This is a genomic window from Pseudomonas sp. UMAB-08 (genome assembly GCF_900095225.1).
In the GTDB taxonomy this organism is placed as follows: Bacteria; Pseudomonadota; Gammaproteobacteria; order Pseudomonadales; family Pseudomonadaceae; genus Aquipseudomonas.
The window spans coordinates 354204-367183 of the sequence record NZ_LT607416.1; the positions used below are offsets into that span (position 1 = coordinate 354204).

Consider the following 12980-nt stretch of genomic DNA (forward strand, 5'->3'; position numbering starts at 1 on the left):
AAGTATGTCGGAAACATCCGTATTAGCCTTAGGGGGGGCTGGGCTATACTCGGCCCGCTTTGGGCCGTCTGTTGGTCCACTTCTTGAACTCGGCGGATTCTGCCGGTGTTGAACTCTTGAGGGCTGACTGTGAAGAATTGGACGTTGCGCCAACGGATTCTGGCGAGTTTCGCTGTGATCATCGCCATCATGTTGTTGATGGTTGTCGTGTCGTACTCCCGACTGCTTTCTATTCAGTCCAGCGAGGAGCAGGTCCGCACTGATGCTCTGCCGGGCCTTTATTACAGCACCACCATCCGCAATGCATGGGGCACTAGTTACGTTGTCGCCTTGAAGCTGCTCGGCGAAGACGAAGGTCGGCAGCTTACGACGGCTGAAATTGAGCAGTTCAAGGCTAACGAAGCCATCCTCGAAAACGAAGTGAACAACTATAAGAAAACCATTTTCAGCGCAGATGATCAGGTCCGGTTCGATGCATTTGAGAGGCAACATGAGGTTTATCGGAAAGCCCTCGATGAAGTGCTCGTGCTTTATCAAGCCAATGATTTTATCAAGGCCCGCAGTGCGCTCAACACGCAGCTGTCTCCTGTCTGGAATCTGGGCCGCGATCTGATCAATACGTTGATCACCGAAAACAAGAAACTGGCTGACCATGCGGCCGAATCAATTAGCGTCTCGGTGGCTGACGCGAAAATCAGCATGGGTATTTCCCTGCTGATCGCCCTCGCTGCTGCCGCGAGCTGTGGCTTGCTGTTAATGCGCGCAATCATGGCGCCCATGCAGCGCATCGTGCAGATTCTCGAGATCATGCGCACCGGTGACTTGAGCAAGCGCCTGGACCTGGACCGCAAGGATGAGTTCGGTGCAGTCGAAACCGGCTTCAACGACATGATGGCCGAGCTGACGGGCCTGGTTTCACAGGCTCAGCGCTCGTCGGTACAGGTCACCACCTCGGTGACCGAGATCGCCGCGACCTCCAGGCAGCAGCAGGCCACGGCCACCGAAACGGCTGCCACCACCACGGAAATCGGCGCGACCTCCAGGGAAATCGCCGCCACGTCCCGTGATCTGGTGCGCACCATGACCGAGGTTACCTCCGCCGCGGACCAGGCTTCGATCCTTGCAGGCTCCGGCCAGCAAGGCCTGGCGCGCATGGAAGAGACCATGCATCAGGTGATGGGGGCGGCCGATCTGGTCAACGCCAAGTTGGCGATCCTCAATGAGAAGGCCGGCAACATCAATCAGGTGGTAGTGACCATCGTCAAAGTGGCCGACCAGACCAACCTCTTGTCGCTCAACGCGGCCATCGAAGCGGAAAAAGCCGGCGAATATGGGCGCGGTTTTGCCGTGGTTGCGACTGAAGTACGTCGTTTGGCCGATCAGACCGCCGTGGCAACGTACGACATCGAACAGATGGTTCGTGAGATTCAGTCGGCCGTGTCCGCAGGCGTGATGGGCATGGACAAGTTCTCCGAAGAAGTCCGTCGTGGCATGTTCGAAGTGACCCAGGTCGGCGAACAGCTTTCGCAGATCATCTATCAGGTGCAGGCGTTGGCGCCGCGAGTCCTGATGGTCAATGAAGGCATGCAGGCGCAGGCCACCGGTGCCGAACAGATCAATCAGGCGCTGGTGCAACTGGGTGATGCCAGCAGCCAGACAGTGGAGTCGTTGCGTCAGGCCAGTTTCGCGATTGATGAACTGAGTCAGGTGGCGGTGGGGCTGCGCAGCGGCGTCTCGCGTTTCAAAGTCTGAGACCGGACGATGATCGAGCACTCAACCAAGCGTGGCGCCCCGGCGTTACCGCAGAACAAGCTGTTTTTGTTGTTTCGCATAGGTGACGAGCGTTACGCCCTGGAGGCGGTCGAAATCGCCGAAGTACTCCCACGTTTGCATCTCAGGCTCATCCCCCAGGCGCCGCATTGGGTGGCCGGGGTGTTTGCGCACCGGGGCGTGGTGGTGCCGGTGATTGATCTCAGTGCGCTCACCTTTGGTCGTCCGGCACAGGCTCGAACCAGCACCCGTCTGGTCCTGGTTCACTATCGACCGGACGCTGACCGATCAGGCCAACTGCTCGGCCTGATCCTGGAGCAGGCCACTGACACCCTGCGTTGCCCGCCTCGCGAGTTCAAGGAATACGGTCTGGATAATCGACTGTCGCCCTACCTCGGCCCTGTCCGCGAGGACGAGCATGGTTTGTTGCAATGGATTCGGGTTCAGGACCTGCTCAGTGATTCGGTGCGCGAGCTGCTTTATCCTGCCCAACCCTTGAGTATCGAACTGTTTGAGGAGGCGCCATGAGCAACGATGCGCGTTTCTTCGCCTTCCTCAAGGACCGCATCGGTCTGGACGTTGCCTCGGTCGGAGAGGCGATCATCGAGCGTGCCGTGCGCCAGCGTTGCGCCGCATCGAGCGCGCAGGACAGTGACGGCTATTGGCAGTTGTTGCAGACGTCGGCCCGCGAGCAGCAAGCGCTGATCGAAGCGGTGATTGTCCCCGAGACCTGGTTTTTTCGTTACCCGGAATCGTTTTCGACCCTGGGCAAGCTGGCGCAGACGCGACTGGCGGAGCTGATGGGTTCGCGACCGCTGCGCATTCTCAGCCTGCCCTGTTCCACGGGTGAAGAACCTTATTCGATTGCCATGGCCCTGTTCGATGCCGGGATTTGCCCGCAACAGTTTCAGGTCGATGCCATTGATATCAGCCCCTTGTCCATCGAACGGGCAACGCGGGCGATTTATGGCAAAAACTCGTTTCGCGGCGAGCAGATAACCTTTCGTGACCGGTACTTCAGTGCTGAGGTCGATGGTTTTTTACTCAATCAACGGGTGTGCAACCAGGTCAACTTCCAGGCGGGTAATTTGCTCGATCCGACGCTGCTGGCGGCGAAACCCGCTTATGACTTCGTGTTCTGCCGCAATCTGTTGATCTATTTCGATCTGGCGACCCAGCAACGTGTTTTCGAAGTGCTCAAGTGCATGACTCGCGAAGAAGGTGTGCTGTTTATCGGTCCGGCCGAGGGCAGTCTGCTGGCGCGTTTGGGCATGCGTTCAATCGGCATTGCGCAGTCGTTTGCTTTTAGCCGCTGCGCGGAAAAAGCCGACGTGCCGCCTGCCGCTTTTGTGTCCCTGTCGCTTCCAGCCCTGGCCCCAGCGACCTTTACTCGCTCGGTGGCCAATCTGCCATTGCGGGCGAGCCCCCGATCATTTGCGCCAAGCCCGCTGGTTCGTGCAAGCGCCAGGGCTATACCTGCTCCTGCAGGGGGCCTCGACAGTGACGCCGCCAGCCTGCTGGTAAACATCGCGAGCCTGGCCAACGAGGGTAAAAGTACCGAAGCGCGCGTGGCCTGCGAACGCTACCTGACGTTACATGAGCCGGTAGCCCAAGTGTTTTATTGGCTGGGACTGCTCAGCGATCTCGGCGGCCAGACGGCGGAGGCGCAGGGGTTGTATCGCAAAGCGTTGTACCTGCAGCCGCAACATCCCGAGGCATTGGCGCAGTTGGCGACCCTGCTGGCCTCTCAAGGCGATACCGCAGGTGCCCGCCGTTTGCAGGAGCGGGCTGCCCGTGGCCTGAGCAAGGAAGGACGTAATCGATGAGCGGCCCGCTGAGCGAACAAAGCCTGACCCAGCAAGATGCCCAGGCAATCGACGATTGCTGGAACCGTATTGGTATACACGGCGAGCGTTCTTGCCCGTTGCTGGCCGAGCATATTCATTGCCGTAACTGTTCGGTGTATTCCGCTGCTGCCACGCGCCTGCTGGATCGCTATTCACTGGCCCAGGAACATCGGGTGCAGGGCCATACCATCGAGGCGCACAGCGAGATCAAGACCCGCTCGATCCTGGTGTTTCGCCTGGGCGAAGAATGGCTCGGGTTGCCCACCCGTTGCCTGGTCGAGGTGGCGCCGTTGCAGGCCATTCATTCTCTGCCGCATCAGCGCTCGCGAGCGTTGCTTGGCGTCGCCAATGTACGGGGCGCCCTGGTGGCCTGCCTGTCGCTGGTTGAGTTGCTGGGCCTGGACAGCTCGCCAGCGGTGACACAGTCCGCGCGGATCATGCCGCGCATGCTGATCGTCGCCGCACAGGGTGGCCCGGTTGTGGTGCCGGTGGACGAGGTCGATGGCATCCATGCCATGGATGAGCGTGCACTGGACTCGGCATCCGGCGCCGGTCATCAGGCCCATGCCAGATTTACCCGGGGCGTTCTGCAGTGGAAGGCGCGCAGTTTGCGTCTGCTCGATGAAGATCAACTGCTGTCGGCGGTCAACCGGAGCCTCACATGACCCCAGAACAAATGCGCGATGCATCGCTGTTTGAGTTGTTCGCGCTGGAAGCCGAAGCACAAACCCAGGTCCTCAGTGCCGGCTTGCTGGCGCTGGAGCGCAACCCCACGCAGGCAGAGCACCTGGAAGCCTGCATGCGCGCGGCCCATTCGCTCAAGGGCGCGGCACGGATTGTCGGGGTCGATGCCGGGGTCAGCGTGGCCCATGTAATGGAAGATTGTCTGGTCAGCGCCCAAGAGTTCAGGTTGCACCTGCGGCCCGAGCATATCGATGCCTTGCTGCTCGGCACCGACTTGCTGATGCGCATCGCCACACCAGGCAGTGCAGGCGTCAGCCCTGCGGATATCGACGCGTACGTGCTGCAAATGAGCGCGTTGCTGGCGCCAGGTGCGGCCACCGGCGATTCGGCGTCGACAACCCCTGTACAGCCGTCGCTTGAATCACTTCTGTCCATGCCGGAAATGAGCACTGCCGATTTATTGGCCGCTGCACTGCGCCTCGACACCCCGGCGCCGCACATCGAGAGCGACCCTGTTTCTGTCCTTGAGGCGCCCCGTCAAAACCAACGGATCGCTGAGGGCGGTGAGCGCGTCTTGCGGGTGACGGCTGATCGTCTGAACAGCTTGCTCGACTTGTCGAGTAAATCGCTGGTCGAAACTCAACGGATCAAGCCGTACCTGGCGACGATGCAGCGGGTCAAGCGTCTGCAAAGTAAAAGCGCTCGGACCCTGGACAGTCTGGACGTGAGCCTCAAAGAGTCCGGTGCAAGCGTCGAGGCCCTGGAGACACTCGAAGAAGTCCGGCGTTTGCTGTCCGAAGCCCAGGCGATGCTGACCCAGCAGACCGCTCAGCTGGACGAGTTCGGTTGGCACGCCAGCCAGCGTGCGCAGTTGCTGTACGACACCGCACTGGCCTGCCGGATGCGCCCTTTTGCCGATGTACTGGTCGGTCAGGCGCGCATGGTCCGCGACCTGGGGCGTGAGTTGGGCAAGCCTGTGCGTCTGGAAATCGAAGGCGAAAAGACCCAGGTCGACCGTGACGTGCTGGAAAAGCTCGAAGCACCCTTGACCCATTTGCTGCGCAACGCGGTGGATCATGGTATCGAATTGCCCGAGCGGCGGCTGCTGGCAGGCAAACCTGCCGAAGGCGTGATCCGGCTCAGGGCCTCCCATCAGGCGGGTTTGTTGGTGGTGGAAGTCAGTGACGACGGCGCAGGTGTTGATCTCGACCAACTGCGTCGCAGCATCATCAAGCGCCAGTTGTCGCCCGCCGAAACCGCTGAGCAACTGAGTGAAGAAGAACTGCTGAGCTTTTTGTTCCTGCCCGGCTTCAGTCTGCGCGACAAGGTCACCGAAGTGTCCGGGCGTGGCGTTGGCCTGGACGCAGTGCAGCATATGGTCCGTCAACTTCGCGGGGCGATCGAAGTCGAGCAGGGTGCAGGGCAGGGCAGCCGCTTCCACCTTACAGTGCCACTGACCCAGTCGGTGGTCCGCAGTCTGGTGGTCGACGTGGGCGGGGAGGCCTATGCATTCCCCTTGGCGCATATCGAACGCATGCGTGATGTGCAGGCCAGCGAAATCGTGCAGTTGGAAGGTCGTCAGCATTTCTGGCACGACGAGCGTCCCGTCGGCCTGGTGGCCGCCAGCCAGTTGCTTCAGCGCCCGCAAAGCCAGCCTGTCGGTGATGTGCTCAAGGTCGTGATCATTCGTGAGCGTGACGCCGTGTATGGCGTGGCGGTCGAGCGCTTTATCGGCGAGCGCACGCTGGTGGTACTGCCCCTCGATCCGCGACTGGGCAAGGTTCAGGATATTTCGGCCGGGGCCTTGCTCGACGATGGCTCGGCGGTATTGATCATCGATGTGGAAGATATGCTGCGTTCGGTGGAGAAACTGCTCAATACCGGACGGCTGGAGCGCATTGGTCGGAGCAGCCAGCAAGCCGATGCCGTGGCGCGCAAGCGGGTGTTGGTGGTCGATGACTCGCTAACAGTGCGTGAGCTGGAGCGCAAGTTGCTGCTCAATCGTGGGTATGAAGTGGCGGTGGCGGTGGATGGCATGGACGGCTGGAATGCCTTGCGTGCTGAAGACTTTGACTTGTTGATCACCGATATAGACATGCCGCGCATGGACGGGATCGAACTGGTCACCCTGTTGCGGCGGGACAGTCGTTTGCAATCGCTGCCCGTGATGGTGGTGTCGTACAAGGACCGGGAAGAAGATCGCCGTCGAGGTCTGGATGCCGGTGCGGATTATTACTTGGCTAAAGCCAGCTTTCACGACGACGCGTTGCTCGATGCCGTGATGGAGTTGATCGGAGGTGCGCAGGGATGAAGATCGCTATCGTCAACGATATGCCCATGGCCGTGGAGGCCCTGCGCCGGGCCATCGCTTTCGAGCCCGCGCATCAGGTGGTCTGGGTCGCGGCCAATGGCGCCGAAGCCGTCGAGCGCTGTGCGCAGCTGACGCCGGACCTTATCCTGATGGACTTGATCATGCCGGTCATGGATGGCGTCGAAGCGACCCGACAGATCATGGCCGCGACACCGTGCGCCATCGTGATAGTCACCGTGGACCGACAGCAGAATGTCCATCGGGTGTTCGAAGCCATGGGGTACGGCGCGCTGGATGTGGTCGATACGCCCGCCCTGGGTGCAGGAAATCCCAAGGATGCAGCGGCCCCGTTGTTGCGCAAGATCCTCAATATCGACTGGTTGATCGGTCAGCGCGACAGTCGCGTGCGCACGGTCGCCACGCCTTTGCGCGCGAGCGTACAGCGCCAGGGGTTGGTGGCCATCGGCTCTTCCGCGGGCGGCCCGGCAGCGCTGGAAGTTCTCCTCAAGGGTCTGCCCGCGTCATTCCCTGCGGCTGTTGTGCTGGTTCAGCATGTGGATCAGGTGTTTGCCGCAGGGATGGCTGAGTGGCTGGCCAGTGCGTCTGGTTTACCCGTGCGTCTGGCCCGTGATGGCGAGCCTCCAGAGCGGGGCACGGTCTTGCTGGCGGGCACCAATCACCATATTCGCTTATTGAAAAACGGCAATCTGGCGTACACCGCGGAACCCGTAAACGAAATTTATCGGCCCTCGATCGACGTTTTTTTCGAGAGTGTGGCCAGCTATTGGAGTGGAGATGCGGTGGGTGTGTTGCTGACGGGGATGGGGCGCGATGGTGCTCAAGGGCTTAAGTTGATGCGACAGCAAGGGTTTTTGACCATCGCTCAAGATCAACACAGCAGTGCTGTGTATGGCATGCCCAAGGCGGCTGCCGCGATCGATGCGGCTGTCGAAATTCGGCCACTGGAAAAAATTGCGCCCAGATTGAGAGAGGTGTTCGGCCAATGACTTTTCAGGTGAGTTCACGTCCAGCCAGAAAGCAGGAGCCCCGGCATGCATGATTTGCAGATAGACGGTTTCAAGAAGACCGACGAAAACTCGGCGATGGTTCTGTTGGTCGACGATCAGGCGATGATTGGTGAAGCGGTGCGCCGTGGGCTGGCCAACGAAGAGAACATCGACTTCCACTTCTGCGCTGACCCGCATCAGGCGATTGCCCAGGCTATTTTGATCAGGCCGACGGTGATTTTGCAGGACCTGGTCATGCCGGGCCTCGACGGTCTGACCCTGGTGCGCGAGTACCGCAACAACCCGCAGACCCGCGACATCCCGATCATCGTGCTCTCGACCAAGGAAGACCCGCTGATCAAAAGCGCGGCCTTCGCGGCAGGGGCCAACGATTATCTGGTCAAGCTGCCGGACACCAACGAGTTGGTGGCGCGCATTCGTTACCACTCACGCTCGTACATGACCCTGTTGCAGCGTGATGAAGCCTATCGGGCCTTGCGCGTCAGTCAGCAGCAGTTGCTCGACACCAATCTGGTGTTGCAGCGTTTGATGAACTCGGACGGCTTGACTGGCCTGTCCAATCGTCGGCACTTCGACGAGTACCTGGAGCTGGAGTGGCGCCGGGCATTGCGTGAACAAAGTCAGATCTCGTTATTGATGATCGATGTGGACTACTTCAAGGCCTTCAACGACAACTTTGGCCACCTCGAAGGTGACGAAGCTCTGCGTAAGGTCTCCAGTGCGATTCGCGAGAGCTGTGGTCGATCTTCCGATCTGCCTGCGCGTTATGGTGGGGAAGAGTTTGCCTTGGTGCTGCCAACCACTTCACCCGGTGGTGCGCGGCTGCTGGCCGAAAAGCTGCGCCAGACCGTGGCGGGCCTCAATATCCCGCACATTTTCCCCGCGCCGGGCGCGAGCCTGACTATCAGCATCGGCCTGGCCACCCTGATCCCGCAAGCGGGTTCCAGCAGTCGCCAACTGATCATGGAAGCCGACAAGGGTTTATATTCCGCCAAGAACAATGGACGCAATCAGGTGGTGGTGGGGGTTAGCTGATCCCTTGCAACACCCTCCGTGGAATCGTGCAGCGCAGAAACTCCCGTAAGGCCTGCCCAATGGACTGCCTTAGCTGTCGGCGGTGAGTTATACTCGTCGGCTTTCAAAAGTTCGCCTACGAGTGCTGCCCACCATGGAAATCAACCCGATCCTAAACAGCATCAAGGACCTGTCCGAGCGTTCTGAAACTATTCGGGGGTATCTTTGACTACGATCAAAAGCATGAGCGTCTGACTGAAGTCAATCGCGAGCTTGAAGATCCTGCTGTCTGGAACAACCCCGAGTACGCACAGAACCTGGGCCGCGAGCGCTCCTTGCTGGCGCAGATCGTCGACACCCTGGACGAAATGTCCTCTGGCCTGGTCGACGCCAAAGACCTGCTGTTGATGTCCGCCGAAGAAGAAGATCAGGCTGCCGTGGATGACGTGGCCGCTGAAGTCGAGCGCCTGCGCGAGTCGCTGGAAAAGCTGGAATTCCGTCGGATGTTCAGCGGCGAGATGGACGCCAACAACGCTTATCTGGATATCCAGGCCGGCTCCGGCGGTACGGAGGCTCAGGACTGGGCCAACATCCTGCTGCGCATGTACCTGCGCTGGGCGGATAAACGCGGTTTCGACGCGACCATCATGGAACTGTCTGCGGGTGAAGTCGCCGGGATCAAAGGCGCGACGCTGCACATCAAGGGTGAATACGCCTTTGGTTGGCTGCGCACTGAAATCGGCGTGCACCGCCTGGTGCGCAAGAGCCCTTTCGACTCGGGCAACCGTCGTCACACCTCGTTCTCGGCTGTGTTCGTGTCGCCGGAAATCGATGACAACATCGAAATCGACATCAACCCCTCGGACCTGCGGATCGACACCTACCGCTCCTCCGGTGCCGGTGGCCAGCACGTTAACACCACCGACTCGGCAGTACGGATTACCCACGTACCGTCCAACACGGTGGTCTGCTGCCAGAACGAACGTTCCCAGCACGCGAACAAAGACACCGCGATGAAAATGTTGCGGGCACGCTTGTACGAGCAGGAAGTGCAGAAGCGCAATGCCGCTTCGCAGGCCCTGGAAGACACCAAGTCGGATATCGGCTGGGGTCATCAGATTCGCTCGTATGTGCTCGACCAGTCGCGGATCAAGGATCTGCGTACCGGTATCGAAAGAAGCGACTGCGTCAACGTGCTCGACGGCGATATCGATGAGTACCTTGTGGCCAGCCTCAAGCAAGGGCTGTAATCCCGAGCCCTGATACAGCTGCCCCGATTCAAGTCCCTCGTCCTGATGGCGAGGGCAACGAACCTGCGATGGAAAATTTAAGACATGAGCGACCAACAACTCGACCCGCAAGACCTGCAACAGGAAGAAAACAGCCTGATCGCCCTGCGCAAGGAAAAGCTTGCTGCCGAGCGCGCCAAGGGCCAGGCCTTCCCCAACGACTTCCGCCGCGACAGCTACTGCAATGATTTGCAGAAGCAGTATGTCGACAAGACCAAGGAAGAGCTGTTGGCTGCAGCGATTCCGGTCAAGGTTGCGGGTCGCCTCATGCTCAACCGTGGCTCGTTCATGGTGATTCAGGACATGACCGGTCGCATCCAGGTCTATGTCAACCGTAAAACGCTGCCCGAAGAAACCCTGGCAGCGGTCAAAACCTGGGACCTCGGTGACATCATCGCCGCCGAAGGCACCCTGGCGCGTTCCGGCAAGGGCGACCTGTACGTCGAAATGACCAACGTGCGCCTGCTGACCAAGTCCCTGCGCCCGCTGCCGGACAAGCACCATGGCCTGACCGATACCGAAACCCGCTATCGTCAGCGCTACGTTGACTTGATCGTCAACGAAGAAGTCCGCCACACCTTCCGCGTTCGTTCGCAAGTCATTGCGCACATTCGCAGCTTCTTCATGCAGCGCGATTTCCTTGAAGTGGAAACGCCGATGTTGCAGACCATTCCGGGTGGTGCTGCGGCCAAGCCTTTCGAGACGCATCACAATGCACTCGACCTGGACATGTTCCTGCGTATCGCGCCAGAGCTGTTCCTCAAACGTTTGGTGGTGGGTGGCTTCGAACGTGTGTTCGAGATCAACCGCAACTTCCGTAACGAAGGGGTTTCGACTCGGCACAACCCTGAGTTCACCATGCTTGAGTTCTATCAGGCATACGCTGATTATGAAGACAACATGGACCTCACCGAGGAGTTGTTCCGCGAGCTGGCACAGCTGGTTCTGAACAGCACCGACGTGCCTTATCAAGGCAAAGTGTTCCATTTCGGCGAACCGTTCCAGCGCATCTCCGTGTTCGCGTCGATCCTCAAGTACAACCCGGACATCACTGCGGCCGACCTTGAAGACATCGACAAGGCGCGTGCCATCGCCAAGAAAGCCGGTGCTGCCGTTAAAGGTTTCGAAGGTCTGGGCAAGTTGCAGACCATGATTTTCGAAGAGCTGGTCGAGCACCAACTCGAGCAACCGACCTTCATCACCGAATACCCGTTCGAAGTGTCGCCGCTGGCACGTCGCAACAACAACAACCCGAACGTCACCGACCGCTTCGAACTGTTCATCGGTGGCCGTGAAATCGCCAACGCCTACTCCGAGTTGAACGACGCGGAAGACCAGGCCGAGCGCTTCCAGGCTCAGGTTCGCGACAAGGACTCTGGTGACGATGAGGCCATGCATTACGATGCAGACTTCGTGCGTGCGCTGGAGTACGGCATGCCGCCAACGGCCGGTGAAGGTATCGGCATCGACCGGCTGGTGATGCTACTCACCGACGCACCGTCGATTCGCGACGTGATCCTGTTCCCGCACATGCGCCCGCAAGCGTAAAAATGTGAAGAAGCCGCCTCGCAAGGGCGGCTTTTTTGTATTCGTCAGACAACCCACGTGAAGCCATTCGCAACGGGACGCGCAGTTGCAAGCCTGCTCCCACGGTAGACCGCATTACCTCTGTAGGAGCGGACGTGTCCGCGAAGGCGTCGTCCAGGCGACAACCAATAAGGAAAACCTGTCGTGAACTGTGTGATCGCTCAAAAGGGGGCTGCTGGCGTTGCCACAGCCGTAGCGCAGAGTGTTCAGTATCAAGGTCGCAAGGCCATTCGACAGGGCAGTGAGCAGCGCCGGCAGGATATCCTCGACGCGGTCATGCGTATCGTCGTCCGCGATGGCGTGCGAGCCGTACGTCATCGTGCGGTAGCCGCCGAAGCCAGCGTGCCCCTGTCAGCCACCACCTATTACTTCAAAGACATCGATGACCTGCTCACCGATGCCTTTGCCCAATACGTCGAGCGCAGCGCGGCCTACATGGCCAAGCTGTGGGAAAACACCGAAGTGATCCTGCGTGAAATGGTTGCCCGAAGCGATGGCAGCCTTGGCGCTCGAGCCCGCCTGGCCGATGAAATCGCCCTGATGACCATGGAGTACGTGCGTCGCCAGTTGATGACGCGTCGCGAGCATCTGATCGCCGAACACGCCTTCCATCATGAGGCCTTGCTCAACCCGAGACTGGCCCTGCTGGTCAGTGCACATCAGGAGATTTTGCTGCAAGGTACGGGTCAGTTCTTCCAGGTAATGGGGTCTTCGCAGCCGCATCAGGATGCACAGGTGTTGACGGGGATAATCAGCCGGATGGAATATCAGGGCCTGCTCCACGGCCCGCAGCCTCACGCAGACGAAGAAATGCTCGGTATCCTCACCCGCCACCTGCATTTGGTGTTGGGGACCACGACACCTGTTTGCGAGTGAATATGCGTATGTTCAGGAGAACCCGATGAAAGCCTGGCGCGTGGTCATCGCCTTGTCGTTCGTGTTATTGAGCGGCTGCCTGGTGACCTTCAAGGATCCGATTCCCGCCAACGATGCGGCACCCAAAGCGATGCTCGGCAAATGGACCAGCAAAAACGCCTGGGGTGAACCTCTTGAACTTGAAGTCACGCGCACGGGCGTCCATCAATACAAGGCCGTCAGCTACCGCGCGGGTGATCGCAAGCACCGCGACGAGTACCCATTCACCGTGTCTCGGCATGGCAGTCGCTGGTACCTGTCGGCGGGTTTGCCGCAGAAATACGGCGCTAATTTCGTCATTGCAGGTTTCGAGTTGACCGAAAACCATGAATTGGTGGTCTACAACCTCGATGTCGATCGGGTCAACCAGTTGATCGAACAGAAAACCCTGGCTGGCGAAACGCTGGAAACCGAGAAGGGCGATGGTGTGCTGATCACCAGCCCGCTCGATCAGGTGTTTGCCTATCTCGACGATCCGGCCAACTCCGATGTTTTTCTCGAAGTGGCGCGGTATCAGCGCTTGCCCAAGTAGGGC

11 protein-coding genes are annotated in these 12980 nt (G+C 59.5%); all 11 read left to right on the forward strand.

What is annotated here, in order from left to right:
• The first annotated feature begins 129 nt into the window (after nt 1–129).
• The 11 genes from K0F75_RS07310 to K0F75_RS07360 all read left to right on the forward strand — a co-directional run bounded on the left by K0F75_RS07310 (nt 130) and on the right by K0F75_RS07360 (nt 12977).
• A complete protein-coding gene (locus tag K0F75_RS07310; protein WP_219061180.1) occupies nt 130–1752 on the forward strand; it encodes a methyl-accepting chemotaxis protein in 1623 nt (540 codons plus the stop codon).
• A gap of 9 nt (nt 1753–1761) precedes the next feature.
• A complete protein-coding gene (locus K0F75_RS07315; RefSeq protein ID WP_219061181.1) occupies nt 1762–2298 on the forward strand; it encodes a chemotaxis protein CheW in 537 nt (178 codons plus the stop codon).
• Nucleotides 2295–3596: a protein-glutamate O-methyltransferase CheR gene (locus K0F75_RS07320; RefSeq protein ID WP_219061182.1), complete on the forward strand. Its 1302-nt coding sequence runs from the start codon at nt 2295–2297 to the stop codon at nt 3594–3596. The genes K0F75_RS07315 and K0F75_RS07320 overlap by 4 nt, the downstream gene beginning before the upstream one ends.
• On the forward strand, nt 3593–4282 hold the full coding sequence (locus tag K0F75_RS07325; RefSeq protein WP_219061183.1) for a chemotaxis protein CheW: 690 nt from the start codon (nt 3593–3595) through the stop codon (nt 4280–4282). The genes K0F75_RS07320 and K0F75_RS07325 overlap by 4 nt, the downstream gene beginning before the upstream one ends.
• Nucleotides 4279–6612 (forward strand): hybrid sensor histidine kinase/response regulator, encoded by a 2334-nt coding sequence (locus K0F75_RS07330; RefSeq protein WP_219061184.1) that lies wholly within the window; start codon nt 4279–4281, stop codon nt 6610–6612. Before K0F75_RS07325 ends, K0F75_RS07330 begins: the two co-directional genes overlap by 4 nt.
• Entirely contained in the window at nt 6609–7619 is a 1011-nt protein-coding gene (locus K0F75_RS07335; protein WP_219061185.1) for a chemotaxis response regulator protein-glutamate methylesterase, read from the forward strand. Before K0F75_RS07330 ends, K0F75_RS07335 begins: the two co-directional genes overlap by 4 nt.
• Before the next feature lie 45 nt (nt 7620–7664).
• Complete coding sequence (locus K0F75_RS07340; protein WP_219061186.1) at nt 7665–8675, forward strand: PleD family two-component system response regulator; 1011 nt, start codon at nt 7665–7667, stop codon at nt 8673–8675.
• Between the two features lie 133 nt (nt 8676–8808).
• A protein-coding gene (gene prfB, locus K0F75_RS07345) for a peptide chain release factor 2 (protein WP_219061187.1) occupies nt 8809–9904 on the forward strand; the annotation gives its coding sequence in 2 pieces (ribosomal slippage) (nt 8809–8880 and nt 8882–9904; 1095 coding nt in all).
• An 84-nt stretch (nt 9905–9988) separates the two neighbouring features.
• Nucleotides 9989–11491 carry a lysine--tRNA ligase gene (gene lysS / locus K0F75_RS07350; RefSeq protein ID WP_219061188.1) on the forward strand — a complete coding sequence of 501 codons (1503 nt, stop codon included), beginning with the start codon at nt 9989–9991 and terminating at the stop codon, nt 11489–11491.
• A 183-nt stretch (nt 11492–11674) separates the two neighbouring features.
• Nucleotides 11675–12406 carry a TetR/AcrR family transcriptional regulator gene (locus tag K0F75_RS07355; protein ID WP_219061189.1) on the forward strand — a complete coding sequence of 244 codons (732 nt, stop codon included), beginning with the start codon at nt 11675–11677 and terminating at the stop codon, nt 12404–12406.
• A 25-nt stretch (nt 12407–12431) separates the two neighbouring features.
• Entirely contained in the window at nt 12432–12977 is a 546-nt protein-coding gene (locus K0F75_RS07360) for a hypothetical protein (RefSeq protein ID WP_219061190.1), read from the forward strand.
• The last annotated feature ends 3 nt before the right edge of the window (nt 12978–12980 follow it).